The organism is Devosia sp. LC5 (genome assembly GCF_000735585.1).
In the GTDB taxonomy this organism is placed as follows: Bacteria; Pseudomonadota; Alphaproteobacteria; order Rhizobiales; family Devosiaceae; genus Devosia.
Genome location: NZ_JNNO01000009.1, coordinates 15,817 through 42,595, shown reverse-complemented (window position 1 = coordinate 42,595; position 26,779 = coordinate 15,817). Strand labels below are relative to the sequence as shown.

General features: G+C 62.9%; 22 protein-coding genes. 12 read left to right on the top strand and 10 right to left on the bottom strand.

The window, feature by feature from the left end; all coding sequences use genetic code 11:
- The first annotated feature begins 38 nt into the window (after window positions 1-38).
- Window positions 39-1,124 (top strand): LacI family DNA-binding transcriptional regulator, encoded by a 1,086-nt coding sequence (locus FF80_RS06130; protein ID WP_035098622.1) that lies wholly within the window; start codon window positions 39-41, stop codon window positions 1,122-1,124.
- 226 nt (window positions 1,125-1,350) lie between these two features.
- Here the strand turns inward: FF80_RS06130 and FF80_RS06125 are convergent, their stop codons facing one another.
- Entirely contained in the window at window positions 1,351-2,373 is a 1,023-nt protein-coding gene (locus FF80_RS06125) for a LacI family DNA-binding transcriptional regulator (RefSeq protein ID WP_152558286.1), read from the bottom strand.
- Between the two features lie 156 nt (window positions 2,374-2,529).
- Here FF80_RS06125 and FF80_RS06120 point away from each other — a divergent pair, with 156 nt between their 5' ends.
- The 6 genes from FF80_RS06120 to FF80_RS06095 all read left to right on the top strand — a co-directional run bounded on the left by FF80_RS06120 (window position 2,530) and on the right by FF80_RS06095 (window position 10,423).
- Window positions 2,530-5,307: a glycoside hydrolase family 2 gene (locus tag FF80_RS06120; RefSeq protein ID WP_052153248.1), complete on the top strand. Its 2,778-nt coding sequence runs from the start codon at window positions 2,530-2,532 to the stop codon at window positions 5,305-5,307.
- A gap of 361 nt (window positions 5,308-5,668) precedes the next feature.
- The gene (gene ugpC, locus FF80_RS06115; protein WP_035098618.1) at window positions 5,669-6,754 is read left to right on the top strand and encodes a sn-glycerol-3-phosphate ABC transporter ATP-binding protein UgpC; all 1,086 of its coding nucleotides are present in this window, start codon (window positions 5,669-5,671) and stop codon (window positions 6,752-6,754) included.
- An 89-nt stretch (window positions 6,755-6,843) separates the two neighbouring features.
- Window positions 6,844-8,118, top strand: coding sequence for an extracellular solute-binding protein (locus FF80_RS06110; RefSeq protein ID WP_035098616.1), 1,275 nt, complete (start codon window positions 6,844-6,846; stop codon window positions 8,116-8,118).
- Between the two features lie 235 nt (window positions 8,119-8,353).
- Window positions 8,354-9,235 (top strand): sugar ABC transporter permease, encoded by an 882-nt coding sequence (locus tag FF80_RS06105; RefSeq protein WP_035098613.1) that lies wholly within the window; start codon window positions 8,354-8,356, stop codon window positions 9,233-9,235.
- Window positions 9,232-10,113 (top strand): carbohydrate ABC transporter permease, encoded by an 882-nt coding sequence (locus FF80_RS06100; protein ID WP_081917289.1) that lies wholly within the window; start codon window positions 9,232-9,234, stop codon window positions 10,111-10,113. The genes FF80_RS06105 and FF80_RS06100 overlap by 4 nt, the downstream gene beginning before the upstream one ends.
- Before the next feature lie 19 nt (window positions 10,114-10,132).
- Complete coding sequence (locus FF80_RS06095) at window positions 10,133-10,423, top strand: DUF1905 domain-containing protein (protein WP_200877169.1); 291 nt, start codon at window positions 10,133-10,135, stop codon at window positions 10,421-10,423.
- Here the strand turns inward: FF80_RS06095 and FF80_RS06090 are convergent.
- Genes FF80_RS06090 through FF80_RS06080 form a run of 3 tightly spaced genes read right to left on the bottom strand, consistent with a single transcriptional unit; the run spans window position 10,420 to window position 13,422 of the window.
- Window positions 10,420-11,061, bottom strand: a complete 642-nt coding sequence (locus FF80_RS06090; protein WP_035098611.1) for a ThuA domain-containing protein — start codon at window positions 11,059-11,061, stop codon at window positions 10,420-10,422. The genes FF80_RS06095 and FF80_RS06090 overlap by 4 nt on opposite strands.
- Window positions 11,062-11,082: 21 nt before the next feature.
- A complete protein-coding gene (locus tag FF80_RS06085; RefSeq protein ID WP_035098609.1) occupies window positions 11,083-12,180 on the bottom strand; it encodes a Gfo/Idh/MocA family oxidoreductase in 1,098 nt (365 codons plus the stop codon).
- A 3-nt stretch (window positions 12,181-12,183) separates the two neighbouring features.
- Window positions 12,184-13,422 (bottom strand): ROK family transcriptional regulator, encoded by a 1,239-nt coding sequence (locus FF80_RS06080; protein ID WP_052153247.1) that lies wholly within the window; start codon window positions 13,420-13,422, stop codon window positions 12,184-12,186.
- Window positions 13,423-13,631: 209 nt separating this feature from the next.
- On the opposite strand from FF80_RS06080, the gene FF80_RS06075 reads away from it, so the two are divergent.
- The 4 genes from FF80_RS06075 (at window position 13,632) to ugpC (FF80_RS06060) (ending at window position 17,907) form a co-directional block, all read left to right on the top strand.
- Window positions 13,632-14,927, top strand: a complete 1,296-nt coding sequence (locus tag FF80_RS06075; RefSeq protein WP_081917288.1) for an extracellular solute-binding protein — start codon at window positions 13,632-13,634, stop codon at window positions 14,925-14,927.
- A gap of 149 nt (window positions 14,928-15,076) precedes the next feature.
- Window positions 15,077-15,937 (top strand): sugar ABC transporter permease, encoded by an 861-nt coding sequence (locus FF80_RS06070; protein WP_113121205.1) that lies wholly within the window; start codon window positions 15,077-15,079, stop codon window positions 15,935-15,937.
- Window positions 15,930-16,802 carry a carbohydrate ABC transporter permease gene (locus FF80_RS06065; protein WP_052153246.1) on the top strand — a complete coding sequence of 291 codons (873 nt, stop codon included), beginning with the start codon at window positions 15,930-15,932 and terminating at the stop codon, window positions 16,800-16,802. Before FF80_RS06070 ends, FF80_RS06065 begins: the two co-directional genes overlap by 8 nt.
- 37 nt (window positions 16,803-16,839) lie before the next feature.
- Window positions 16,840-17,907, top strand: a complete 1,068-nt coding sequence (ugpC, locus tag FF80_RS06060; RefSeq protein ID WP_035098604.1) for a sn-glycerol-3-phosphate ABC transporter ATP-binding protein UgpC — start codon at window positions 16,840-16,842, stop codon at window positions 17,905-17,907.
- 219 nt (window positions 17,908-18,126) lie between these two features.
- Here ugpC (FF80_RS06060) and FF80_RS06055 read toward each other — a convergent pair whose 3' ends face one another.
- The 6 genes from FF80_RS06055 to FF80_RS06030 form a co-directional block, all read right to left on the bottom strand.
- A complete protein-coding gene (locus tag FF80_RS06055) occupies window positions 18,127-18,867 on the bottom strand; it encodes a FadR/GntR family transcriptional regulator (protein ID WP_081917287.1) in 741 nt (246 codons plus the stop codon).
- Between the two features lies 1 nt (window position 18,868).
- The gene (gene yjfF, locus FF80_RS06050; RefSeq protein WP_035098602.1) at window positions 18,869-19,846 is read right to left on the bottom strand and encodes a galactofuranose ABC transporter, permease protein YjfF; all 978 of its coding nucleotides are present in this window, start codon (window positions 19,844-19,846) and stop codon (window positions 18,869-18,871) included.
- Entirely contained in the window at window positions 19,843-20,847 is a 1,005-nt protein-coding gene (locus tag FF80_RS06045; RefSeq protein WP_035098600.1) for an ABC transporter permease, read from the bottom strand. Before FF80_RS06045 ends, yjfF begins: the two co-directional genes overlap by 4 nt.
- The gene (locus FF80_RS06040) at window positions 20,844-22,361 is read right to left on the bottom strand and encodes a sugar ABC transporter ATP-binding protein (RefSeq protein WP_035098598.1); all 1,518 of its coding nucleotides are present in this window, start codon (window positions 22,359-22,361) and stop codon (window positions 20,844-20,846) included. The genes FF80_RS06045 and FF80_RS06040 overlap by 4 nt, the downstream gene beginning before the upstream one ends.
- 177 nt (window positions 22,362-22,538) lie before the next feature.
- Window positions 22,539-23,465, bottom strand: coding sequence for a galactofuranose ABC transporter, galactofuranose-binding protein YtfQ (gene ytfQ / locus FF80_RS06035; protein WP_052153256.1), 927 nt, complete (start codon window positions 23,463-23,465; stop codon window positions 22,539-22,541).
- 448 nt (window positions 23,466-23,913) lie between these two features.
- The gene (locus FF80_RS06030; RefSeq protein WP_035098709.1) at window positions 23,914-24,951 is read right to left on the bottom strand and encodes a LacI family transcriptional regulator; all 1,038 of its coding nucleotides are present in this window, start codon (window positions 24,949-24,951) and stop codon (window positions 23,914-23,916) included.
- A 281-nt stretch (window positions 24,952-25,232) separates the two neighbouring features.
- Here FF80_RS06030 and FF80_RS06025 point away from each other — a divergent pair, with 281 nt between their 5' ends.
- Window positions 25,233-26,555, top strand: coding sequence for an extracellular solute-binding protein (locus FF80_RS06025; RefSeq protein WP_035098594.1), 1,323 nt, complete (start codon window positions 25,233-25,235; stop codon window positions 26,553-26,555).
- Window positions 26,556-26,779 lie beyond the last annotated feature (224 nt).

Here is a 26,779-nt window from a genome sequence, read left to right as displayed (position 1 = left end):
TAGTATTAGCAACGAGCAGGGGTCTGGGGCCAACTTGTATGACAAGGCAAACCGATGATGGGAGTGCTGCCGGCGTGGTGCGGGCGCGGCGGGGGCAATCGCGGCGCGTGACCATGCCCGATGTGGCGCGCGAAGCGGGATGTTCGCAGGCCACGGTATCATTCGTGCTCAATCATGCCCCGGGGATAAAATTATCGGCCGAGACGCGAGAGCGGGTGTTCGAGGCGGCGCGGCGGCTGGGTTATGCCTCGGGGTCCAATGGGCGGCAGGCGCGGGCGGCTGGCGGCGGGCGAAGGATCGGGTTCATCGCCGACCAGCTGGCGACCAGCCCCGAGGCGGCGATTGCCATTGAGGGCGTCAGCATAGCGGCGCGGACCAGGGGCGACATGGTGCTGGTGTCGCAGAGTTTTAATGACGCGGAAACCGAGGCGGGGCTGGTGCAGGCCTTTGTCGAACAGGGTGTGTCGGCGCTGGTCTATATGACGATTTTCACCCGCGAGGTGGAGCTCAATCCGGCGCTGCTGGGGCTCGACATCCCGGTGTTCCTGCTCAATTGCTATACCGGGGGGCAGTCGCACCCTGCAGTGGTGCCCAGCGAGATTGCCGGTGGACAGCGCAGCACGCGGCACCTGATCGAGCATGGGCACAGGCGCATCGCCACCATAACCGGAGAAATCTGGATGGAGGCGGCGCAGGACCGGCTCAAGGGCTATCGCCGGGCGCTGGCGACGGCCGATATTCCGTTCGATGCGGCGCTGGTGGTGGAGGGCGATTGGTCGGCCAGCGCGGGCTATGCGGCGACGCGGAAGCTGCTGGCTCTGGCCGAGCCGCCGACGGCGATTTTTTGTCAGAATGATCGGACGGCTATCGGGTGCTATGAGGCACTCAAGGAAGCCGGGCTCGACATTCCGCGGGACATGTCGGTGATCGGCTATGACGACGAGGAAATCTCGCGGCATCTGCATCCGCGGCTGACCACGTCCATCCTGCCGCATCGGGCGATGGGGCAATGGATTGTCGAGCAGATCGATGAACTGGCGGGGCAGGGAGCGGGGCGATATCCGCTGACCAAGCTCGAATGTCCGCTGGTGGAGCGGGATTCGGTGGCGGGGCCGAAGGGGTAGGGGGCATGCACCGAAGCCGGTGCCCCTCGCCCCTCAGGGGAGAGGGTAGCGGCGCCGGGAGCGAAGCGACCCTGGCCGAGCTGGGTGAGGGGTGTCATGCTTCCACACCACCCATTTTGCTGCATCGCACCCCTCACCCGCCGGCTTCGCCGTCGACCTCTCCCCTGAGGGGCGAGGTGAGGCCGCTTTCGCGGGAATAGCATGGCGGGTAGTGAGGTTCCTGCGCCTAACCCCTTGGCGGGGCGATGGATTCTCGCTCTATAAACTCACATTCGATCTTGATCTTTTGCAGGCGCTCGTCCTGGTCGGCGGCCTGGTAGCCGTCGAGCAATTGGCCGACGGCCCAGCGGGCCATTTCGTCGTGCGGCAGGACCATGGTGGAGAGGCGCGGATCGAGATAGGCGGAGAGGTCTTCGTCGTCGAAGCCGATGATGGAGATGTCCTGCGGCACGCGCATGCCCAGGGTGCGGGCGGCTTCGTAGCAGCCGATGGCCATGCGGTCGTTGAAGCAGAAAATGGCGGTGGGTGGATTGGGCTGGGAGAGCAGTTCCAGGGCGCGTTCGCGGCCAGCGCGGATGGTCCAGCCGCCCAGGGTGACCAGCTGGTCTTGCTGGGGAATGCCCCATTTGTCCATGGCCTGGCGGAAGCCTTTTTCGCGATCGACCGAGGCCTCAAGAATGGCTTCGCCGGCCAGGTGTGCGATGCGGCGGTGGCCGGCCTTGAGCAGGGCTTCGGCCGCTGTGAAGCCGCCCACCAGGTCGCCCGGGACCACCGAGGGATAGCGCAGTTTGCGCTCGTAGCAATTGAGCAGGACCAGGGGTAGTTCAGCGAAACTGTCGGGCACGCTGACCTGGCGGGTAATCAGCGAGGCATAGAGAATGCCGATGGTTTTCTGCGAGACCAGCAGGTCGATGGCTGCCTGTTCCAAGGCCGGATCGGAGCGGGTGCAGAAGGTGGCGACGGTGACGTCCTGCAGCGCGGCTTCATCGCGGGCGCCCACGATGAAGGGCGGGGCGAAGGGGGTGGTGGAGACTTCATCGATGATGAGGCCAATGACGCGCTGGCGGCCTTCGGGGACGGGATGGGTCTTGCCGCGGCGATAGTTCAGGGTTTCGGCGGCGTCGAGCACGCGGCGGCGGGTGGCCTTGGAAATGCGGGCATTGGTGACGCCGTTGAGCACCAGGGACACTGTGGCCTGCGATACGCCGGCCAGTTCGGCCACATCAACCATGGTTGCGCGTTTTTCCAAGACTGACCGCCCTCGCTTCACATCCGATATTTCATAGCCTTTTAGCCGAATAGGCTAGCGGAGCGTTAGCGCCGAAAGCGCAAATCGTCCCCCTTGCCAGCGCGGCGGATCAAACATAAGGTGATAATAATATAACTAATACTTCGAGGGATGAGGATGGAACGCGCTCAAGCCAGAGCCGAGCAAACACGACCGGCGGCACGCCGCAGCCTGTCGCTGGACGGGGTCTGGCAGTTCCGGCACGAGGACGGGCCATGGCGGGAGGCGCATGTGCCCTCGCCCTGGCAGGCCGAATTTTCCGACCTGGTCGATACCAGCGGGAGAGCGGTCTACAAACGCAGTTTCACGCTGCCTGAGGGCTGGGGCGCGGGCGAGCTGGCGCTGAAATTCGGGGCGGTGAGCTATTTCTGCGAAGTGCTGCTCAATGGCACCCAGGTCGGTAGCCATGAAGGGGCCTTCCTGCCGTTTGAAATCGTGCTGCCGGGCCAGTTGCTGAAGGCGCAGAACGAGGTCGAGGTGCGGGTGACCATGCCTTCGGCGGACCAGCGGGCCTATCCCGATTTTCCGTTCGGCGAAGTGCCGCATGGCAAGATCAGCTGGTATGGCCGGATTGGCGGGCTGTGGCAGCCGGTGTCGCTGGAAGCGCGGGATGCGCGGCATGTGCAGAGCGTGGCGATATCAGCGGGGATCGATGGCACGGTCAGTGTCGATCTCGGTTTTACGGCGGCTGCTGTGGGATTGCCGGTTCGGGTTGTTGTCGAGGATGCTGATGGCGCCGTGGTGGCGGAAACCGAAGCGGCGGCGGGGGAGGCTATTACGGCAAAGCTGTCGGTGGCTGATCCAAAGCTGTGGTCGCCGGATAGTCCCAATCTTTATACGTTGACGGTCGAATTGGCCGATGCCGATGCAGTGACGCATAGTTTCGGCTTCCGCAGCATCGAGGCGCGGGACGGCAAGCTCTGGCTCAATGGCGAGCCGCTTTATATGCGCGGGGCGCTCGACCAGGACTATTATCCCGATGGCATCTATACGCCGCCATCGCTGGAATTCCTCGAGGATCAGGCGAGGAAGGCCAAGCATCTGGGGCTCAACCTGCTGCGCTGCCACATCAAGGTGCCGGACCCGCGCTATTATGATGTGGCGGACCGCTTTGGCCTGCTGATCTGGACCGAAATTCCCAATGTGGCCAATTTCACCGCTAAGGCGGCGGCGCGGATGCGCGCCACCATGGAGGGCATCCTCCAACGCGACCGCAACCATCCCTCGATCATCGCCTGGACGATCATCAATGAGGATTGGGGCACGCGCATGCTCGAAAATGGGGAGCATCGCCAATGGGTCAAGGACACCTATGACTGGCTGAAGGCCAAGGACACGACGCGGCTGGTGGTCGACAATTCGGCGTGTTTCCCCAATTTCCACGTCAAGACCGATATCAACGACTACCATTATTACCGTTCGGTGCCCGAGCGGCGGCAGGAATGGGACGATATTACCGCCCAATTTGCCGCCGGGGCCGATTGGACCTTCTCCTCCCTGGGCGACGCCGAACGACGGGGCGACGAGCCACTGATCGTCTCCGAGTTCGGCGTCTGGGGGCTGCCTGATCCGAAGAAGCTGCGCCGCAAGGACGGGAGCGAGCCGGACTGGTTCGAGACCGGCTCGCTCTGGGGCGATGGCGTGGCGCTGCCGCATGGCATCGAAGAGCGGTTTGGGGCGCTGGATCTGGACCGGACCTTCGGCTCGTTCGACGGGTTTATCGAGGCGGTACAATGGTACCAGTTCATGAACCTGCGCTACGAAATCGAGACCATGCGCGAGCATGCCTCGATCATGGGCTATGTGATCACCGAATTCACCGATGTGCATTGGGAGGCCAATGGCCTGCTCGACATCGAGCGCAATCCGCGCGTGTTCCACGATGTGTTTGCCAGTATCAATACCGATATCGTCATCGTGCCGAGGCCGGCGCGCTATTCGGCCTATGCCGGGGAGAGCCTGAGCTTTGCCATCAAGGTGGCGACCGGCGGGCTGAGCATTCCCGAGGGCGCGGTGTTGCGCTGGAGCGGGGCGGTGAGTGGGTCGGCTGCCGTGGGGGCGACTGGGACGGTTTCGACATTTGCTATCGACACGCAGCTGACGATGCCGGCGGTGTCGGCCAATGAGATGGCGCGGATCGAGTTCGTGCTGGAAGCGGGCGGGCAGGTGCTGGCGCGCAATTCCTGCGATATCGCCCTTTATGCGGCGCGCGGGACGAGCGAATTGCCCAGCGTTGCGGCGGCTGACGCGAAGCTGGCGGATTATGCCAGGGGGCTGGGCTATCGCGTGGTGCCGGCTGGCGAGGCCGATATCGTGCTGTGCCATGCGGTGGATGGCGAGGACGTCGAAGCCATCAAGGCGGGCGCGCGCTATGTGATCCTGGCCGATGGGTCGGTCAGGACCAACAATAATTTGCGCACCGACATGCCCGATGGCGAGCGGCCACATCGCAGCATCGTGGCCGATGGGCGCAAGTTCCGGCCGAGTCTCGATCAGCATCTGCCGGGGATCAGCCTTGTCGAGCGGGATGGCACGATCTGGCGCGGGGACTGGATTGCGGGTTTCTCCTGGGTGCGGCGCGATGGGCCGTTTGCCGATATTCCGGGCGGACCGATTTTTGATCTGAGCTTTTCCGATGTGGTGCCGCATCACCTGCTGACCGGATTCCGGCCCTGGGAATATGGCTCGAATGTGCATGCCGGCATGGTGGTGGGCTGGGTGCATAAGCCCGCGGCGATCATTGGCGAAAAGCGCGTGGGCCGGGGTGGAGTGGTCGCGACCACGTTCCGGCTGATGCGGGAAGCGCCGGGGGCCGATCCGGTGGCGGCGGCCTTGTTCGACGCCGTGGTGCAGACGGCGAGGGAATTGCAGGTGGATCGCGGGGTTTTTGGGTGAGAACTTTGCCTTCTCCCCTTGTGGGAGAAGGTGCCCCGTTAGGGGCGGATGAGGGGGCACTAGCGCCGCTGCGGAGGAGAGAACCCCTCACCCTGGATTTTTGCTGAACGCAAAAATCCTGTCCCTCTCCCACAAGGGGCGAGGGGAAGAAAGAGCCCGGCAGTCGGGCCTCCCTCTCCCTTGAGGGGAGCGATCGAGGGTGGGGGTGCTGGGGTTTCCGGCAGCGCCGAGCGTTTGGAGGTCGCAGCACCCCCACCCCTAACCCCTCCCCTCAAGGGGGAGGGGAATGAACGAGCCGGGAAACCGGCACAGGTTGGAAGACGGTGAATATGCCGCGCCAGCCACAAGGAGGAGGAATGACATGGCCGATATCGTGCTGAACGAGGTCAGCAAGTCCTATGGCGCGGTGAGTGTGCTCGAGAAGGTGTCGATGCACATCAAATCGGGCGAGTTCATCGTGTTTCTGGGGCCATCGGGCTGCGGGAAATCGACGCTGCTGCGCATGATTGCCGGGCTTGAGGCGGTCAATGAAGGCGAGATCCATATCGGGGACCGCCGGGTCGACCAATTGCCACCCAACCAGCGCGGCGTGGCCATGGTGTTCCAGAATTACGCGCTCTATCCGCACATGACGGTGCGGGCCAATATGAGCTTCGGGCTGCAGAATATCGGCACCGACAAGGCGGAAATCACCCGCCGGGTGGAGGATGCGGCGCGAATGCTCGAAATCGTGCCGCTGCTGGAACGGCGGCCGGCGCAGCTTTCGGGTGGGCAGCGGCAGCGCGTGGCGATCGGGCGGGCCATTGTGCGGGAGCCAGAGGCATTTTTACTCGATGAGCCGCTGTCAAACCTCGATGCGGGCTTACGCGTGCGGACGCGGGTGGAGCTGGCGCAACTGCATAATCGCATCAAGGCGACGATGATTTTCGTCACCCATGACCAGACCGAAGCCATGACGCTGGCGAGCCGGATCGTGGTGATGAACAATCGCAGGATCGAGCAGATCGGCACGCCGATGGAGGTCTATTCGCGGCCCGCATCGCGGTTTGTGGCGGCGTTTGTCGGCTCGCCGTCGATGAACTTTCTGGCCGTGACCGCCATTGCCGACAAGGGCGGCAGGGCGGCGGTAACCGCGGGTGGTTCGGTGATCGACACGGGCATTGCGTTTGGCGCGCTGCCGGGGCCGGAAGGGCTGACTCTGGGCGTGCGGCCGGATGCCTTGCGGGTGGCGGCGGATGGGTCGGGGAGCCTCACAGGCAAGATCGATATCGTCGAGCGGCTGGGCGACCGGACGCTGGTGCATGTGCGGCTGGGCGATGGTTCGCTGGTGGTGGCCGAGGATGCCGGCAACAGCCTGCTGGAGCCGGGCATGGACGTGTCGCTGCGACCGGACGGGGCGGCGACCCATATTTTTGGCGCGGATGGAAGAGCCTATCACGCCGGCTGATTTCGCATAACGGGGGCCGGGCGAGCGCTCAATGCGCCGGGCTGCCGACAGGAGGAGACATTGGGCATCCATTTCGGGAGGAGTGAATCATGCTGAAATCATTGAGACGATTGGCGCTGGTTTCGAGCGCTTTCATGGCCATGGCGGCCGGGGCGCAGGCGCAGCAGAACGTGGTCTGGTGGGATTTTCTCGCCGGCGGCGACGGCGTGCGGATGAAGGCGCTGATCGACGGCTTCAACGAGGAGCATCAGGGGGAAATCCAGATCCAGGGGACGACGCTGGAATGGGGCACGCCCTTTTACACCAAGCTGCAGACATCGGCGGCGATCGGGGAGGGGCCCGATATCGCCACCTATCACCTCAGCCGCATTCCGCTGGCGGTCGATAGCGGCACGCTGAGCGAAATCACCGACGAGGACCTGGCGGGCGCCGGCATTGCCGATGCCGATTTCACCGCCGCGGCTTCGGAGGCCGGCAAGGTCGATGGCACGCGCTATGCGGTGCCATTCGACCAGCATGGCCTTATTCTCTATTATAACAAGGACATGCTGGGGGAAGCCGGCATGCTCGACGAAAACGGGCTGCCGACCGGGCTCGACGGGCTGGAGAATTTCGATGCCGTGCTCGCCAAGTTTACCGGCGAGGGCATGTATGGCATTTCGACGCCAACGGGCGATCGCTACCGCACCATCTACAGCCTGTTCGGCCAGCAGGGCGGCACCATGTTCGACGAGGCCGCCGGCGGGTTCTTTCCGACCGACGAGGACCTGGCCAAGCTGACCAATGCGATCGAAGTGGTCAAGGGCTGGGTGGACAAGGGCTATACGCCGGTGCAGGTGGAAAGCCCGGCGGCGCTGGCGCTCTTTACCTCGGGCCAGGCGCCCTTCTTCATCATGGGCAATTGGGAAGTGCCCACCTTTGTCGACCTGCATGCCAAGGGGGAATTGTTCGAATGGGGTGCGGTGGAACTGCCGACGCTGTTCGAGAACAAGGCCGCGTGGTCCGATTCACACGCTTTCGTCATTCCGGCCAATGCCGGCAAGGAAGCCGATCCGGCCAAGCGGGAAGCCGTGATGAAGGTCATCGCCTGGATGGACCAGCATTCGCTCGACTGGGCCGGTGCGGGCCATATCCCGGCCTATAATGCGGTGCGAGAGAGCGCCGAATTCAAGGCGCTGAAGCCGCAATCGGACTATGCCGGCTTTGCCGATACGGCGGTGTTCGATCCGCGTACGATCCTGGCCGGGCCTGCAGCGCCGCTGGGCGATGCCTGGACCAATTATATCAATCCGGCCACGACGGGCGAGCTCGAACCGGCCGATGCCGCCGCGCAGATGCGGGATGATCTGAACGGGCAGTTGTAGGGCGGAGCTGCAGACTTACGGCTCTATCGTCCCCTCGCCCCTTAGGGGAGAGGGTCAGGGTGAAGGGTGCGATGCCGGGTACATCGCTTATGTGGAAGCATCGCACCCCTCACCCGCCGGCCTCGCCGTCGACCTCTCCCCTGAGGGGCGAGGTGAGGCCCGGCATATGCGGTAGCCCTCCCCCGCAAAGGGGAGGTGCCGCTCGGTGATTGTGGCGGGCAAGGAGGCAAGTCATATGCTCAGGGATAAACGCCAGGAATATCTCACCGCGCTTATTCTGATTGGCCCGTTCGTGCTGATCTATGGCGCGTTGTTCGTGTGGCCGACCATTCAGATGGCGCTGCTCAGTTTTACCAAGGCGCCGCTGATCGGGCCGGGGGACTGGGTGGGGTGGGACAATTACGTCAAGATTCTCGGCCACAGGCTGTTTCATGCCGCGTTCTGGAATACCGCCTATTTCGTGCTGCTGACGGTGATCCCCAATACGCTGGTGAGCCTCGCCATCGCATTGGCGGTCAATAGGCTCAAGGGGTGGCAACAGGGCTTCGTGCTCGCCTGTTTCTTCCTGCCCTATATATTGCCCGTTTCGGTGGTGTTCCTGACCTGGAACTGGATCATCGATGTGCAATATGGGCTGGTGCAATATGTGGTGCGGCTGTTCAATGGCGGCCAGCCGATCTCGCTGACCCGCACCATTCCGCTGTTCATGCCGAGCGTGGCTTTCGTCACCATCTGGTGGACGCTGGGCTTCAACGTGCTGCTGTTCATTGCGGGCCTGCGCAATATTTCGCCGGAGATCTACGAGGCGGCCTCGCTCGATAGCGCCGGGCGGTGGCGGCAATTTAGCCGCATCACCTGGCCGCTGATCTGGCCGGTGACGGCCTTGGTGCTGACCATCCAATTGATCGCCCAGCTCAAGATTTTCGACCAGGTCTATCTGTTTTCGATCGGCGGGCGGCAGGACGCCACGATCGTGCTGGTGCAATATATCTATAAGCTGGCCTTCCAGCAGAACAAGGGCGGGGAGGCGGCGAGTGCGGCCATGCTGCTGTTCGGGATGATCATCATCCTCTCCGTCCTGCAATATCAATTGCTGCGCGCGCGAGGCCAGAAATGAGTGCCGAAGCTCTTCCCCGGGTGGCCGAGGCCAGTGAGCGCGGTGGCCGGGACCGCGCCATCGATATCGGCGGGCTGATCCTGACGATCATCACCTTCGCTGCGGCGCTGGCGGCGTTTTTCCCGATCTACTGGGCCATCATCACCTCGGTAAAGCCGGATGGCGAGGTGATTTCGGGCAGCAATAGCCTATGGCCCGGCCGGTTCAGTTTCGACAGCTATATCCATATCTGGAACAACACCAATATCGCCATCTGGTACGTCAATTCCATGGTGACCTCGCTGATCATCACGGCCCTGGTGATCGTCAGTTCGGCCGGCTGCGCCTATGCGCTGAGCCAGCTGGATTTCCCGGGGCGGCGGGTGATCTATGTGTTGATCCTGGCCTGTTTCATGGTGCCGATGCAGGCGCTGATCGTGAACCATTTCGTGCTGATGGCGCAGTTCAAGCTGCTCAATAGCTGGGCGGGCATCATCCTGCCGCAGCTGATCGTGCCGGTGGTGATCATCGTCTACAAGCAGTTCTTCGACTCGGTGCCCAAGGAGTTCCGCGAGGCGGCGCAGATGGACAGCGCCGGCCATTTCAAGATATTGTTCCGCATCTATCTGCCGATGAATTGGGGGGTGACGGCGGCTTTGGCCATCATCACCTTTATCGGGGCGTGGAATGCGTTTTTGTGGCCGTTCCTGGCGGCGACCGGGGAGGCGACGATGACGGTGCCGGTGGGCATTACCCAGGTCAAGGACGCCTATGGCATCGTCTATGGCAAGCAGATGGCTTCGGCCGTGGCGGCGGGGCTGCCGGTGGCGATTGTGTATCTGATCTTCCAGCGGCGGGTGACGCAGGCGATTATGCTGTCGGCCGGGGTCAAGGGGTAGGACAACTGGGTGAGGGCCCGTGCTGCAGGTGACATTCCACACCACGATCATCGAATGGCGCGGACCGGCGCCATTCTTTTATGCGCCGGTGCCGAGCCAGCATGTGGGGGCGATCGAGCGGATCAAGAAGCAGGCCAGCTATGGCTGGGGCGTCATCCCAGTCGAGGCCGCGATTGACGGGGTGGTGTTCACCACTTCGCTGTTTCCGAAAGACGGAACCTATTTGCTGCCGCTCAAGCTCGCCGTGCGCAAACAGACCGGCGTCACCGTTGGTGACGCCATTGATGTCGAGATGACAATCGGCGGTTAGCGCGCCGCCCAGTTCATGCCGCGGCGGAGGATGGTGTTCATCTGGGGGACGCTGAACTCGCTCGCGACGTGGCCGAGCGAGGAGTAGAAGACGCGGCCCTGGCCGTGCTTGCGCTTCCAGACGACCGGCATGGTGACCCCATCGATCCAGGCGGCGTGTTCGCCGGTAAAGGTGGTGGTTGCCAGCACCTCATTGGAGGGGTCGACATGCATGTAATATTGCTCGGAATGGTAGGGGAAGCTCTCGATCCCCGCCATCACCGGATCATCGGGGCGGGTGATGTCGACGCGGTAGTCGATGATATTGCCGGGATGGGCCACCCATTGGCCGCCGACCATGAATTGGTAATCGACCGCATCGCGGAAGGCGTCGCCCATGCCGCCGTGATAGCCGGCCAGACCCACCCCGCCTTCGACGGCGGCAGTGAGGTTGGAGAGTTCCTCCTTTTCGATCTTGCTCATGGTGAAGATCGGCACGATCAGGCTGAGATCGCGGATGGAGGGATCGGCGAAGGCTTCGGTGGTGTTCTCGACATAGACCTTGAAGCCGTCTTCCTCGAGCATGGTGCGAATGATGGCGGCGCATTGTTCGGGCTCATGCCCGCTCCAGCCACCCCAAACGATCAGTGCTTCACGCATTCCATTCCTCCTTGAATTCGATCAGGCCAGTTTGCCGTTGACGAGCGAAGTGGCCAATTGGGCTGGCCGCTCGGCTGGCGTGGTGATGTCGATGACACGGCCGGTCTGCGAGGAGGTCTCGAAGGCCTCCATGACTTCGAGCACATGCAGAGCCAGGTCGCCATTGCAGCGATGGGGGCGCCCGTCGATGATGGCATGGGCCATGTCGGCCAGGCCGATCGAGCGGTAATTGCCCTCGGCATAGGGCATGTCGGTGGCGATATCGCTCCATTCGCCGCCCTTTTGCAGCATCTGGATCTGGCCGCCGAAATGGTTGGGATCGGGCACGAGCAGGGTGGCTTCGGTGCCGTAGATTTCGAGCGGCACATGCTTGTGGCCGGCCACGTCAAAGCTCATCGTCACCTGCACCACGGCGCCATTGTGGAAGACCAGCGTGCCCGAGACATGGGTCGCGACATGGACGGGGATGATCTCCCCGTTACGCTCCTTGGAGGTAATGGTGCGGGTGTCACGCAGCTTGGCGCCGAAGCCGGAGACTTTGGCGACCGGGCCGAGCAGGTTGACCAGATCGGTGATGTAATAGGGGCCCATATCGAGCATGGGGCCGCCGCCGGCTTCGTAATAGAAGGCGGGGTTGGGGTGCCAGCGTTCATGGCCGGGGCACATGAAATAGGCGGTGCCGCCGACGAGCTGGCCCAGGGCGCCTTCGTCGACGAGGCGGCGCGAGGTCTGGTGGCTGCCGCCGAGGAAGGTGTCGGGGGCCGAGCCGACGCGCAGGTTCTTGGCCTTGGCGGCCTCGACCAGCTTCTTGCCTTCGGCAAAGACGATGCCGAGCGGCTTTTCCGAATAGACGTGCTTGCCCGCTTCGATGGCGCGCAGGCCGACCTCGACATGGGCCTTGGGGATAGTGAGGTTGAGAATGATGTCGATGCTCGGATCGGTGAAGATCGCGTCAAGATCGACGGCGTTGAGGCCGAATTCATCGGCGCGTGCCTTGGCGGCGGCAGGGTTCATATCCGCTACGGCGCGGATGTCGAGCACCGGGAAATCCTTGCTCGCCTTGAGATAGGCGGCGGAAATATTGCCCAGCCCGATAATGCCAATACCGACCTTATCCATTTGTCACTCCCTCGTTCCGGCACTTGAAAATTCGGTGTAGCTGCGGCGCGCCGGGCCTGTCGTGCCCCAGGGCGAGCCATAGAGTTCGCCCAGGGCCACGGCGGCGGCGCCGCGCGCCCAGAGTTCGTCCCCGACCTCGTCGATGACGATCTGGGCGACATTGGCGAGGCTTTCCGGGGTGGCGCGGGCAAAGCTGGTGCGCAGCGGATCGAGCAGATGATCGCCCAGCGCCAGCGTCGAGCCGACCAGGATCACCCGGGGCGGGGCGAATAGGGCGACCAGATTGGCAATGGCGATGCCCAGCGCCGCGCCAGCACGGCCGGCAGCGTGTTTGAGGCGATTGTCGCCGGCCTCGATCAGCCCGCGCACGCGGCTCATGCCCTGGCCCAGCCGGATGGCATCGCGGATTTGCGGATCGTTATGTTCACCATTGAGGATGGCGCGTTCGCTGGCGACTTCGGAGAGCTTGAGGGCGTGATCGGGGTCGGAGCCCATGATCATGTCGCCCAAAGTGAGGCTGAGTTCGCGGGCGCCGCGGAACAGCTGGCCGCCATGCATGACGCCCAGGCCCAGGCTTTCCTCGATGGCGACAACAACGAAATCGTCGCAATCGCGGCAGCGGCCGAACCAGTGTTCGGCCATGGTGATGGCATTGGCGTCGCTTTCGACAATGGTGTCGATGCCGAGGCGCCGCACGATGGCTTCCTTGAGCGGCACATTGGTGTCGCGGAAAATGCTGGAGGCGCGGACGCGGCCGGTGCCGTGTTCGACAATGCCGGGCAGGGACAGCGCGACGGTCTTGATCTGGTCGAGCGCCAATCCGGCATCGAGCACGCAGCGGCGCACGCCATCTTCGACCAGATCGGCAATGACATCGACCGGCAGGCGATCGACGCGCACCGGGAGCGTCAGATTGGCCAGCACATCGCCCTGGAAATTGGTGACGGTGAAGACCAGGCGATTGGTCGCGATCTTCGCACCGACGACGCGGGCGGCCTCGGGATTGAGGGTCAGCATGACGCGGGGCCGGCCGCGGCTGCTGCCGCTGCGCAGATCGCCCTCGTGGCGGGTGGAAATCAGCCCGTCATCGAGGAGCGAAGCGGTGATGGCCGAGACGGTGGTGGCCGAAAGCTGGATGCGTTCGCCGATCTCGACGCGCGAAATCGCGCCGAACCGCCTGATGGTATCGAGCACGTGAAAGCGATTGATCGCCCGCATCAATTCGGGGTCGGCGGTCTTCACGGAAGGGAAGGCTCCTCACGCGTTCATTTCTACGTGACGCGAATTAAGTTTTGTCTTTCTAGGCATGGCTCGGCGGCCAAAGCAAGCGTAAAGCGCTGAAATATGGCGCTTTCGCCGCGCATTTTGCACACCCTCTTGACAGATGGAAACAGGCGGGCGCTATTTAATACGCATCAAGGACAAATATGTCCGGATGTGGGAGGATCATCATGAATCACGGCTTTGCCCGCCCCTGGCGGGATACGCTTCTGCTTGCCGTCAGCGCTGTGACGCTGTTCGGCAGTGTCACTGGCGCTTATGCGCAGAGCACCATCAAATGGCTGCATCTGGAGGCCAATGAGAACCGGCTCAAGACCTGGCAGGACATTGCGGCGGCCTATGAGGCCGAGCATCCCGATGTCAAAATCGAATTCCAATTCCTCGAAAACGAGGCGTTCAAGGCCAAGCTGCCGACGCTGCTGCAATCCAATGACGCGCCGTCCATGTTCTATACCTGGGGCGGGGGCGTGTTGAAGGCGCAGTCGGAAACCGGCGCGATCCGCGACGTCACGGCGGCCATGGATGCCGATGGCGGCGCCTGGCGCAATTCGATTTCCCCGGCGGCGGTGGATGGGCTGAGCATCGATGGCAAGGTGTGGGCCGCCCCGATCCAGTCGGGCCTGGTGTCGTTCTTCTACAACAAGGCGATGTTCGAGCAGGCGGGCGTCGATGCCAGCGCCATTGCCACCTGGGACGATTTCCTGGCGGCGGTGAGCAAGCTCAAGGAAGCCGGGATTACCCCCATTGCCGGGGGCGGTGGCGACAAGTGGCCGATCCATTTCTACTGGAGCTATCTGGCCATGCGCGAGGCGGGCAAGGATGGCTTTGCCGCAGCCAAGGCTGGTGAGGGCTTTACCGGGGAAGCGTTCGTCAGGGCGAGCCAGCACCTGGTCGATCTGGGTGCGCTCGAGCCCTTCCAGGAGGGGTATCTGGGGGCAACCTGGCCCGATACCCAGGCGGTGTTCGCCGATGGGCGCGCCGCCATCATCCTGAGCTTTGAGAATACGGCGACGCCGCAGAACCAGGCCAATGCGGCGACGGACGGCAAGGGGCTGGCCCAGGACGCTATCGGGCGCTTTGCCTTTCCGCTGGTCGAAGGCGGGGCCGGGGTGATCACCGATGATTTCGGCGGCCTCAATGGCTGGGTGGTGACAGCCAATGCGCCGCCTGAAACCGAGGACTTCCTCAAATATTTCACCAGCAAGGACAATGCCGCCAAGCTGGCGGAGTTCAACAACATCCTGCCCACCACGCTGGGCGGCGATGAGGGGGTGAAGGACCCCTCGCTGGCCGATAGTGCGGCGCAGATGGCCAAGGCCACCTGGCACCAGAACTATCTCGATCAGGATCTGGGTCCCAATGTCGGCCGCGTGGTCAATGACATGTCGGTGGAACTGGTCTCGGGCCAGATGTCGCCGGAAGACGCGCTGCAGCAGATCGAAGACGCCTTCTCGCTCGAGATGTAAGCGCCGCCGCCGCCCCGTGTGACCGGGCGGCGGTTTTCTTTCCGGCGGACCAGGAGCCTCGATTTCGGATGAGCCAAGCGACTTCCCTATCAGCAGATGGCCGGGCGGCGGCCAGGGTGCCCAGAGTGGCGCGGCGGCGGCGTGGCCAGATGCGCGGCAAATGGCCGGTGCTGGTGCTGTTCCTGCCGCCGGCGCTGCTGCTGTTCACCGTGTTCGTCATCCTGCCGATGGGGGAGGCGGCCTGGTATTCGTTCTACAATTGGAACGGCTATGGCCTGCCCAGCCAGTGGATCGGCACCAAGAATTACGAGCTGATCTTCCGCAATGGGGCGTTCCGCACCGCGCTGATCAATAATGGACTGATCATCGTCATCTCGATCTGCGTGCAGATCCCGCTGGCGCTGTGGCTGGCGACCATGGTGTCGCGCAATATCAAGGGCGCGCTGGCGTTCCGGCTGCTGTTCTTCCTGCCCTATGTGCTGGCCGATGTGGCCGCGGGCATGATCTGGCGCTTCGTCTATGACGGGGAATTTGGCCTCGTTGCCGGCATCTGGAACTTCTTCGGGGCCGCGCCGCCGTTCTGGCTGGCCGACAAGCAAGTGGCGTTTTATGCCGTGCTCGGCGTCATCGTGTGGAAATATTTCGGCTTCCACATGATGCTGTTCATTGCGGGGCTGCAGGCTATCGACAAGAGCGTGCTGGAAGCGGCCGATATCGATGGGGCCACCGGCTGGCAGAAATTCTATCGGGTCACGCTGCCGCTGCTCGGTTCGACGGTGCGGCTTTCGGTATTCTTTGCCGTGGTGGGGTCGCTGCAGCTGTTCGACATGATCATGCCGCTGACCGGCGGGGGACCATCGAACGCCACCCAGACGCTGGTGACCTTCCTTTATTCCTTTGGCGTGATGCGCATGCAGGTGGGCTTCGGCTCGGCCGTCGGCGTCGTGCTGTTCATCATCTGCGTCACCCTCGCCTTCGGCTACAAGCGGATATTCATGCGAAATGACTGAAGCAGCACCTATCGACGCGGCAACAACCGCCAGCAGCGGCCGGCGATTGAGCGCCGGAACGCAGACCTATCTCTATGTGTCCATGCTGATCATTGCCGGCATTGTCATCATTCCCCTGCTGACCACGGCTTTGGGCGGGTTCAAGACGCTGGGCGAATTGCGCGGCAATCCGTTCGGGCTGCCGGCCGAATGGCAGTGGAGCAATTACGGTAATATCCTCACCAGCCAGCGCTATTGGATGCAGATGGGCAATTCCCTGCTGATTGCGGGGCTGACCGTGTTCCTGACGCTGTTGTTTGCCTCCATGGCGGCCTTCACCTTCGCCCATGTCAAATTCTTCGGCTCGGACTTCCTGCTCAATTATTTCCTGATCGGGCTGATGTTTCCGGCGGCGACGGCCATCCTGCCGCTGTTCATCCGCATTCGCGACCTGGGCCTGCTCGACACCTATTGGGGCGTGGTGCTGCCGCAGGTGGCGTTCGGGCTGGGCATGAGCATCCTGCTGTTCCGCAATTACTTCAAGAACCTGCCGCCCGAGCTGTTCGACGCGGCGTTTGTGGATGGGGCGGGTTATCTGCGGTTTTTCTGGCATATCTCGCTGCCGCTGAGCCGGCCGATCATCGCCACGGTGGGGATCATCTCGTTCGTGGGCAGCTGGAACAGCTATATCCTGCCGCTGATCATGCTCAATTCGGAGAGCAAATATCCCTGGCCCTTGGGCATCATGGTCTATCGCGGGGAATTCAGCACCGATTGGCAGCTGATCCTGGCGTTCATCACGCTCACCATTCTGCCCACCGTCATCGTGTTCTTCGCGGCACAAAAACACATCATTGCCGGCCTCACCGCTGGCGCAGTCAAATAAGGGGCGACGAGCAATCGGCGCTGTAGAGGAGGCATGAATGGCCGGACTGGAACTAAGGAACCTCGAAAAAAGCTATGGTGCGGTCTCGGTGATCGAGGACATCAATCTCACGGTGGCCGACGGCGAATTCGTCGCGCTGGTGGGGCCCTCGGGCTGCGGGAAATCCACCATTTTGCGCATGGTGGCGGGGCTGGAGGAGATTACGGGGGGCGATATCCTGATCGGGGACAGGGTGGTCAATGACCTGACGCCGCGCGAGCGCAATATCGCCATGGTGTTCCAGAGCTATGCGCTTTATCCGCATATGAGCGTCTATCGCAATCTGAGCTTTAACCTGGAACTGGCGGGTAAGCCCAAGGCGGAAATCGAGCGGCGGGTGATCCAGGCGGCGCGCATGCTGGAGCTGGAGCCCTTGCTGGAGCGCAAGCCGAGCCAGCTTTCGGGCGGGCAAAGGCAACGCGTGGCCATGGGCCGGGCCGTTGTGCGGGACCCGTCGGTGTTCCTGTTCGATGAGCCGCTGTCGAACCTCGACGCCAAATTGCGGGTGCAGATGCGCGGTGAGATCAAGGCGCTGCACAAGAAGGTGGGGGTGACCTCGATCTATGTGACGCATGACCAGGTGGAGGCAATGACGCTGGCCGATCGGGTCGTGGTGCTGAACCGGGGCGTGATCCAGCAATCGGGTTCACCGATGGAGCTGTACAGGCGGCCGGCCAATCTGTTCGTCGCCGGGTTCATCGGTTCGCCGGCGATGAATTTTGTCGATGCGGTGATGCAGGACGGGCTGGCGCGGAGCGCGGAGGGCACCGATTTCGCGTTTGCCGCCGGGCAGAAACTGGCCGAGGGGCAGGCTGTGGTGGTCGGCGTGCGGCCCGAGCATTTGCTGGTAGGCGGCGAGGGAACGGCGATTACCGGGCAGATCAGCTTCGTCGAGCCGACTGGCGGGCAGACCTTTGTGACGCTGGATGTGCATGGCAGGCCGGTGACCGTGGTAATCAGCGGGGAGGATGACATTGCGCTCGATGGCGCGCTGACGGTGCGTGCGGCGCCGCACCATGTTTACGTGTTCGATGCGGCGAGCGGGGAGCGGGTGAGCGAGAATTGATGCGTCGTATAACCACAATCGTTTTCCCTTTGGGTTGACCCGAGGGGCTGGTGGTTGGGGCGAGTGGCCCTCGGGTCGAGCCCGAGGGAGAATTGTGGGTGGGATGGATTTGGGCAGCTCCCACGCCATCCAGCGTTGGGATGGCCTTCAGCATGGATTCCGGCCTGCGCCGGAATGACACGGTGGGTGGGGGAGAGTCGGGGTCACGCAGGGGCCCGCTCAGCCGAACACCGCCATGGTCTGCTGCTTGTCGCGGGTGATGATGGATTGCATCAGTTGCACGGCGGCGTTGCTGTCGCCGCGTTCCATGGCGCTTACGAGGGCTTCGTGCTGGGCGATGGAGTCGGTGTGGCGCTGGCGGAGGCCGTCGGACGGGGCGAATTTGGCTGCCAGGACCATGGTCAGTTCGACCACGCCGGTGACCGAGCGGAGCAGGGCATTGCCGGAGCTTTCGGCGATGGCGCGGTGGATCTCGAGGGCGGCCAGCAGGTGGGGTTCAACGCCATCTTCGGCGATATCCATCTGATGGGCCCAATATTTGAGGATGCGGATTTCATCGGCCGTGCGGCGGTGGCTCGCGAGTTCGGCGGCGCGGCTTTCGAGCGCTTCTCGCACGTCGAAAAGGCTTTCGTAAAAGCGCTGCTCGGGCCTGGCTTCGAAATGCCAGAACAGTACCTGGGGATCGAAAAAGCTCCAGCGGCTGGCGGGGGAGACCCTGGTGCCGACCTTGGGACGCGCCTCGACCAGGCCCTTGGCCTCGAGCGTCTTGAGCGCCTCGCGCAACACGGTGCGCGAGACGCCATAGGTTTCCATCATCACCGCATCGCTGGCCAGGATCGAACCGACCGGGAACTTGCCCGTGACGATGCCGTGGCCGATTTCGTTGATGACGAAGGTGTGGAAATTCCGTGCAGCGGATCGCCCCGAAAGCGAGCGAATAAGGCTGCCTGGCTCGATCATGCTACACTTTCTCGGGTGACTTTTCTCCGGGTGCGGAGGCGGCAAATATGATCCGCTGCAGGACGATGAACAAGAATAGCAGCACGCCAATAACAATCTTGGTCCACCAGCTCGACAGCGTGCCATCGAAGATGATGTAGGTCTGCACCAGGCCCAGCAGCATGACGCCGACAAAGGTGCCCAGCACAAAGCCATAGCCGCCGGTGAGCAGGGTTCCCCCGATCACCACGGCCGAGATGGCGTCGAGTTCGACGCCCACGGCCGCCAGCGGATAGCCAGCAGATGTGTAAAGGGAAAAGACGATTCCCGCCAAGGCCGCAAGGACGCTGGAGAGCATATAGATCTGTACAGTAGTGCGCGCCACCGGCACGCCCATCAGCGAGGCCGACACTGCATTGCCGCCCAAGGCATAGACATAGGAGCCGAAACGGGTGCGGTGGGCCAGCAACGCCCCGGCAAGGAAGACGGCGACCATCAGCAGGCCAATGAAACTGAGGCGACCGCCGCCGGGCAGGCGGATGATGAGACCGGTCAACGTCGAATAGAATTCGTGATTGATGGGCACCGAATCCTGGGTGATGACCGAGGCGCCGCCGCGGGCGAGGAACATGCCGGCCAGCGTCACGATGAAACTGGGCACTTGCAGATAATGGATGGTGAGACCCATGGCGGCGCCGAACAGGGCCGCGACCCCCAGCGCGATGACGAAGGCGAGGAGTGGATGGATGCCCAGCCAGGAAATCAGCACGGCAACCAGCACGCCGGTGAAACCGATGACTGCGCCGACCGACAGATCGATGCCGCCCGAGATGATGACGAAGGTCATGCCGACCGCGGCAATGCCGAGAAAGGCATTGTCGGTGAGGAAATTGCCCAGCACGCGGGTGGAGAGCAGGCCGGGAAATTGCACGACGCTGGCGGCATAGGCGATGATGAAGATGATTGCGGTGGCCGCAAGGGGGCGCAGGCTGCGTTTCATTTGGGGCCTGCCTTGGCGGGAACGAGACGCTGCCGGACGAAGAGGCGCGTAGCAAAGGGCGACTGGATCAGCAGGATCAGGATGATCATGCCGGCCTTGACGATGAGGTTGAATTCGGGCGGGAAGCCCGACATCAGGATGCCGGTATTCATGGCCTGGATGATGATGGCGCCGACCACCGCCATGGGTACCGAGAAGCGCCCGCCCAGCAGGGAGGTGCCGCCGATAACCACGGCGAGGATGGCGTCGAGCTCGAGCCAGAGGCCGGAATTATTGGCATCGGCGCCGCGAATGTCGGCAGCCACGACAATGCCGGCAATGGCGGCGCAGAAGCCGCTCAAGGCATAGACCAGGACCAGCAGCATGCGGCTGCGAATGCCGGCGAGGGACGCGGCGGCGCGATTGACGCCGATGGCCTGGATGAAGAGGCCAATGGCCGTCTTGCGCACCAGAAGCGTCACCAGGATCAACAGCGCCAGCGCGATGACGGCGGCCATGGGGAAGCCGAGGAAGGAGCCGGTGCCGATAAAGATCAGGGCCGGGTCGTTGAAGGTGACGATGGAGCCTTCGGTGATCAATTGGGCAATGCCGCGCCCGGCCACCATGAGCACGAGCGTTGCCACGATGGGCTGGATATCGAGGATGGCGACGAGGAAGCCGTTCCACAGGCCGCAGGCAATGCCGACGGCAAGGGCGGCGATCACCGCGACGGGGGTGGGATAGCCGGCGACCACCATGGTGGCGGCGACGGCGCCGCAGACCGCCATGATGGCGCCAACTGAGAGGTCAACGCCCTTGGTGGCGATGACCCCGGTCATGCCGATGGCCAGGATCGCCACCGGCGCGCCGCGATTGAGCACGTCGATCAGGCTGCCGAACAGGCGCCCATCCTGCCAGGTGATGCGGAAGAAATTGGGAAACAGCAGCCAATTGATGAGCAATACGCCGGCCAGCGCCAGCAATTGCGGATTGGCGAGGCGTTCGAGATGGAGGCGCTTCATGGCTGGGCCTCGTCGGCGGAATTGGCGATGGCCTGCACGATGACTCCGGGGTTGATGTTCTTGCCGCGCAATTCGGCCACCATTTCGCGGTCGCGCATGACGACGATGCGCGAACTATAGGCCACCACTTCATCCAGCTCGGAGGAGATGACGACCATGGCCATGCCATCGTCGCGCAGCCGATTGATGGTGCGCACGATTTCGGCATGGGCGCCCACATCAATGCCGCGGGTGGGTTCGTCGAGGATGAGGAAGGCGGGGTCGGTAGCGAGCCAGCGCGACAGGATGACCTTTTGCTGATTGCCGCCCGAAAGCAGCTTGACGGGCATGTCGAGCGAAGCGGCGCGGATATCCATGGCCTCGCCGAATTTTCCGGCGATTTCGAGCTGCTCGTCGCGGTTGAGCGCGCGGAACCAGCCCAGCTTGCCCTGCAGCGCGATGATGATGTTTTCGCGCACCGACAGATCGCCGAAAATGCCCTCGGCCTTGCGGTCCTCGGGGCAGAAGCCGAAGCCGCGGCTGATGGCGTCGGTGGTGTTGCGAATGGCGGTGGGCTTGCCGGCGACGGTGATTGTGCCCTGATCGGCCGGATCGGCGCCGAACATCAGGCGCGCCATTTCGGTGCGGCCGGAGCCGAGCAGGCCGGCAACGCCGATGACCTCGCCCTTGTGGATGGTCAGATCGAAGGGATGCACGCTGCGCTTGCGGCCATAGGATTTGAAATCGAGCAGCACATCGGTGGTGGGGCGCTCGGGCTCGAGATCGGTGGCGCCGGAAAAGGCGATGTCCTTGCCCAGCATGAGGCGGACCACATCGGTGCGGCTGACGCTGTCGAGCTGGCGGGTATCGACCAGGCGGCCATTGCGCAGCACGGTGACGCGGTCGGAAATGGCAAAGACCTGGTCGAGGAAATGGGTGATGAAGATGATGGCAAGGCCGCTCTTTTTCAGGTCGGCAATGACCTCGAACAGGCGCTCGACTTCGTTGCGGTCAAGGCTGGCCGTGGGCTCGTCCAGGATCAATACCTTGCCGGAGAGCTCGACGGCGCGGGCAATGGCGACGATCTGCTGCACGGCGACCGAATGGCTGCCCAGATCGCTGCTGGGATCGATCGCCAGGCCATAGCGTTCGAGCAGGGTCTTGGCGGCCTTTTCCATTTTCCGGTGGTCAACGAGGCCGAAGCGGGTCGGTTGATGGCCCAGATAGAGGTTTTCGGCTACCGAGCGGTTGGGCAGCAGGTTTACTTCCTGATAGACCGTGCCGATGCCGTGGGTTTGGGCATGGAGGGGATTGTCGAGGGTGACCAGGGCGCCATCGACGAAGACGCCGCCGGCATCGGGCTGGTAGGCGCCGGTCAGAACCTTGATCAGGGTGGATTTGCCGGCCCCGTTTTCACCCAACAGGGCATGGACCTCGCCGGGCCGCAGGCCGAAATCGATGGCGTCGAGCGCGGTGTGATTGCCAAAAATCTTGGTCACGCCGCGTGCTTCTAGCACGTAGTCGCTGTCCTGCATGGGTCGTTCCCCCGATCGCCCTAGGTCAAAGTAGACCTCATCCTGAGCCTGTCGAAGGACGAGGGTGTGGCACGGAGGCCTCCACTCGCCCGACCTCGTGGTTCGACAAGCTCACCATGAGGTCTTCTTGGGCTTCGCGCAATTGGTCCACCCGGTATGAACCGGGTGGGGCCTAGATTAGTAGCCCAGACCCTTGCGGGTGTCATATTCGCCCTGCGGATTGTCGGCGGGGGTATAGAGCTTGGATTCGGTGATGATGAACTTCTCGGGCGCCGTGCCGTCCTTGAGGTAGGCGGCGAGGGCGTCGAAGGCGGGGCCGGCCATATTGGGGGTCAGCTCGACCGTGGCATTGGCTTCCCCGGCAACCATGGCGGCGAAGATGTCCGGCACGGCGTCGATGGAGACCACCTTGATATCGGTGCCGGGCTTGAGGCCGGCATCCTTGATGGCCTGGATGGCGCCGACGGCCATGTCATCGTTATGGGCATAGACCGCGCAGATATCGGCGCCGCCATTTTCGGCCTTGATGAAGCCTTCCATCACTTCCTTGCCCTTGGCGCGGGTGAAATCGCCGGTCTGGCTGCGGGCGATGACCAGGTTAGCATGGCCGGCAATGGCTTCTTCAAAGCCCTGCTTGCGGTTGATGGCGGGGGTGGAGCCGACAGTGCCCTGGAGCTCGACGATCTTGCAGTCTGCATCGCCCACTTCGGCAACCAGCCATTCGCCGGCAACGCGGCCTTCCTTGACCTGATCGGAGGCGACCGAGGTGAGGTAGAGGTCTTCGGGGGCATCGACGCCGCGATCGAGCAGGATAACCGGGATTTCGGCTTCCTTGGCCTCGGTCAGCACATCTTCCCAGCCGGTGGCGACGACGGGAGCAACCAGGATGGCGTCTACGCCCTGGGCGATGAAGCCGCGAATGGCCTTGATCTGGTTTTCCTGCTTCTGCTGCGCATCGGCGAATTTGAGATCGATGCCGCGCTCTTCGGCCTGCTGCTTGGTGACCGAGGTTTCGGCCGCGCGCCAGCCCGATTCCGAACCGATCTGGCTGAAGCCGACGACCAGGCCGTTCAGGCTATCCTGCGCGATAGCGACAGACGTCAAAGCCGTAGCGAGGCCCGCCGCGACGGCGAGCGTTTTAATGATGTTCACGATGTCCTCCCAATGTGGCCGCCGAGGCGTATTCACCTTCAGCGATGAGGGGACGATATATAAAGTACTATTATATGTAAAGTGACGACGTGAAGGGGTGTTTGCCGTTTGCTTTGCGGCGGCGTGAAGGGGGCTTAGGTTCCGGATTTTCAAGCAAATACTGCCCTTTCCCTCAGCCGTTCAGTGCAAGCGGAGAATGGCCCTCGGGTCAGGCCCGAGGGAGAGCGGTGGGGAGGAGAGCTTGGGTTCGACCCATTTGCGCGGCGTGATTGTTTTGCGGCGCGGCGGGGTGTGCGGTGCCACGACCTCGTCCTTCGACAAGCTCAGGATGAGGTCTACTAAAGGCTCCTCTCCAAGTAGACCTCATGGTGAGCCTGTCGAACCACGAGGTCGTGCCTCCTCAGCTGCGCCATTGCGGCATGGGTTCGGCCAGGGTTTGCAGATTTTCTGCGGTGTCGCCGTCGATGCGCTTGAGCAATAGGCGGGTCAGTTCGACGCCGGCGCCGAAGACGTCTTCCTGGATGCTGTCGAGCGTGGGGAAAAGGGTGGGCAGGATGTCGGAGGTCTGTTTGTAGACCAGCTGGAAATCGCGGCCCAATTGCAGGCCGCCGTCCTGCAAGCCCCCGATCAGGGCGATGGTGCGCATTTCGCTGTCGCTGACAATGCCATGGGGGCGGTCGGGGGCGGCGGCGAGCTCCTGGCCGAGGCGGCGCATTTCGGCGGGGCGGCCGCGCGCCACCGAGCCATCCATGATGCGGCCGACCATGCCGGCCTGTGCGGTGGCACGATGAAAGGTGGTGACGATATTGTGGTAATTGGTGGTGCTGTCATCGCCTATCACCAGCAAAGCGCTGGTGCAGCCCTTGGCGGCCAGGCGCTGCACGGCCATGGCGGCAAAGGTCTCCGAATGGAAATCGTGATAGGGGTGGGGGCTGTAAAACTCGGTGCGGCCGTGGCTGACAAAGGGGAAATCGGCATCCATCAGCATCTGTACCCGGCGGTCGCGCGGGCCGGTATGGGTGATGAGCACGCCATCGGCGGTGCGGTTATCCAGAATATAGCGGATCGTATCGGTGGATTGCTGGCGCTCGAATTCGGGGATCACCGTCAGGTGGTAGCGCGTATTCTTGATGGCGTGGCCGATGCCCTGGATCATCTGGCGGGAAAAATCGATGGAATCCTCGGCGCCGTCGAGCACGAGGGCGACCACATTGGTCTTGCCGGTGCGCAGGCGCACGCCGGCGCGATCGGGCACATAGCCCAAAGATTGCGCGGCATCCATCACACGCTGGCGGGTTTCTTCCTTGAGCGTGGTGCCGCCACGCAGCGACAGGGAAACAGTCGACAGGCTGAGGCCGGTCAACTCGGCGAGCGTCTTCAGCGTGACGCGCTGATGGGCATTGCCCGGCCGCGAACCCGGCTTGTGCTTCTGGCTCATGGTTTCATTGTCCCCGCCTTCTTTTACACCGCCCGCCCGATATTCCAAATGCCGATGTGGTTGCAACGATGCATCGACTATTCAACAGGCTATCAGGCGGATTTGCGCACCTATATTCCTGTCATACATGAGGAAAAATCTTCTCCCGCAAATGGATAAGAGCATGAAGCAATTTACGTTTGCAACGTTGCAATTCTTATGTTTACCTTGAGCCGCGCTGGGGGAGGGTCTGGCGCCGCCAGCCGCGCAATGTCGCGGCGCGAGCACTCGAGGAGGAGTTGATGCTCAAAAAGAATCTGCTGACGACGGTGGCTGCCATCGCGCTTGCCGCGACGACCGCGATGCCGGCCCATGCCGAGGTGACATTCATGTATGCCGAATGGCTCTCGTCCCTGGTCGAGCCCGGTATCAAGAATTTCGAGGCCGAAACCGGCGAGACGGTCAATGCCATCAAGCTGCCCGGCCAGGGCTATGACCAGCGCATCGCGCTCGACCTGAGCGCCGGCACGGCCGCCGACGTGATCCAGATGGACAGTTTCATGGTGTCCGAGCTGGCTTCGGCCGGATATCTGCAGCCGCTCGATGAGCAGGCCGCCGGGTGGGACCAATACCAATATTATATGAAGGGTCTGCTCGAGGTCGCCTCCTATGACGGCAAGGTCTATGCCCTGCCCACCGATACCGATGTGCGTATGCTCTGGTATTCCAAGCCCAATTTCGAGAAGGCCGGCATCCCCATGCCGTGGGAGCCCAAGAGCTGGGCCGATATTCTGGACGCCGCGCAAAAGCTCAAGGATGCGGGTGTGGAATATGCCTTCCAGCTGCCGGCCGGCACCAAGCAGGCCGAAGCAGCAACCATGCAGGGCTTCTATATGGCGCTGCTGGGCGCCGACGTGCCCGAGGGCGACCGCAACCGCCTGCTCAATCGCGAAACCGGCCAGTGGATCGGTGACAGCCCGGCAATCCGCCGCACGCTCGAACTCTATCACGAGGTCTATACCGAAAGGCAGCTGACCCCGGCTGATCTGAATTATGCCACCGATATCGGGGTGGCGGTGCGGCAGGCGCTGCGCGACGGCAAGGTCGGCATTCTGGCCAGCGGCTCCTGGGAGGATGCATGCCTGTGGGATTGCAATGGCGTCAACCTGCCCAGCCGCGAAGAGCGCGACGCGCTGGTGGGCTGGACGCCCTGGCCGGGTTCGGGTGAACCGGGCACCAAGGCGACCACCAATATTTCGGGTGGCTGGACCATTGGCGTCAATGCCAATGCGGCCGACAAGGACCTGGCCTTCAAGCTGGTAACTTCGATCTTCGACGAGGCCAATTTCAAGGCCTGGACCCTGGCCAACCACCGCATGGCCGTGCGCACCGATATCTCGGAATCGCCGGAATATATGGCCGATACCTATCTGGCCAAGGCGACGGCGCTGGCTGCCGACACCACCGGCCGCGATACCGTGCCCGGCTACCAGACCGTTTCGGCGCTGGTGCAGCAGGCAACTTCGAGCATTCTGGACGGCGCGAGCGTGGAAGACGTGGTGCAGGAATATCATGACGCCCTGGTCGACGAATTCGGCGCGGACAAGGTCATCACCTACGAATAAAGCGAAACCTCCCCGGTGCGGCGGTCTCCAGAATGGGGGCCGCCGTGACGGGGTGCGACTGCAATGTCGCAATATCCACGGAGCGGCACCCCGGGACTATCGCAGATGAACCGGCGTTGAGGTTCCATCGTCCCCTCGCCCCTCAGGGGAGAGGGCCAGGGTGAGGGGTGCAATGCTGCGGGCATCACATGTGCTTCAGCATCGCACCCCTCACCCGCCGGCTT

Coding starts and splice junctions, on each gene's coding strand:
- FF80_RS06075 (WP_081917288.1), top strand. CDS start 13,632: ATGAATCACGGCTTTGCCCGCCCCTGGCGGGATACGCTTCTGCTTGCC.
- ugpC (WP_035098604.1), top strand. CDS start 16,840: ATGGCCGGACTGGAACTAAGGAACCTCGAAAAAAGCTATGGTGCGGTC.
- ugpC (WP_035098618.1), top strand. CDS start 5,669: ATGGCCGATATCGTGCTGAACGAGGTCAGCAAGTCCTATGGCGCGGTG.
- FF80_RS06130 (WP_035098622.1), top strand. CDS start 39: ATGACAAGGCAAACCGATGATGGGAGTGCTGCCGGCGTGGTGCGGGCG.
- FF80_RS06120 (WP_052153248.1), top strand. CDS start 2,530: ATGGAACGCGCTCAAGCCAGAGCCGAGCAAACACGACCGGCGGCACGC.
- FF80_RS06105 (WP_035098613.1), top strand. CDS start 8,354: ATGCTCAGGGATAAACGCCAGGAATATCTCACCGCGCTTATTCTGATT.
- FF80_RS06085 (WP_035098609.1), bottom strand. CDS start 12,180: ATGGATAAGGTCGGTATTGGCATTATCGGGCTGGGCAATATTTCCGCC.
- FF80_RS06065 (WP_052153246.1), top strand. CDS start 15,930: ATGACTGAAGCAGCACCTATCGACGCGGCAACAACCGCCAGCAGCGGC.
- FF80_RS06110 (WP_035098616.1), top strand. CDS start 6,844: ATGCTGAAATCATTGAGACGATTGGCGCTGGTTTCGAGCGCTTTCATG.
- FF80_RS06025 (WP_035098594.1), top strand. CDS start 25,233: ATGCTCAAAAAGAATCTGCTGACGACGGTGGCTGCCATCGCGCTTGCC.
- FF80_RS06070 (WP_113121205.1), top strand. CDS start 15,077: ATGCGCGGCAAATGGCCGGTGCTGGTGCTGTTCCTGCCGCCGGCGCTG.
- FF80_RS06090 (WP_035098611.1), bottom strand. CDS start 11,061: ATGCGTGAAGCACTGATCGTTTGGGGTGGCTGGAGCGGGCATGAGCCC.
- yjfF (WP_035098602.1), bottom strand. CDS start 19,846: ATGAAACGCAGCCTGCGCCCCCTTGCGGCCACCGCAATCATCTTCATC.
- FF80_RS06055 (WP_081917287.1), bottom strand. CDS start 18,867: ATGATCGAGCCAGGCAGCCTTATTCGCTCGCTTTCGGGGCGATCCGCT.
- FF80_RS06040 (WP_035098598.1), bottom strand. CDS start 22,361: ATGCAGGACAGCGACTACGTGCTAGAAGCACGCGGCGTGACCAAGATT.
- FF80_RS06100 (WP_081917289.1), top strand. CDS start 9,232: ATGAGTGCCGAAGCTCTTCCCCGGGTGGCCGAGGCCAGTGAGCGCGGT.
- FF80_RS06030 (WP_035098709.1), bottom strand. CDS start 24,951: ATGAGCCAGAAGCACAAGCCGGGTTCGCGGCCGGGCAATGCCCATCAG.
- FF80_RS06045 (WP_035098600.1), bottom strand. CDS start 20,847: ATGAAGCGCCTCCATCTCGAACGCCTCGCCAATCCGCAATTGCTGGCG.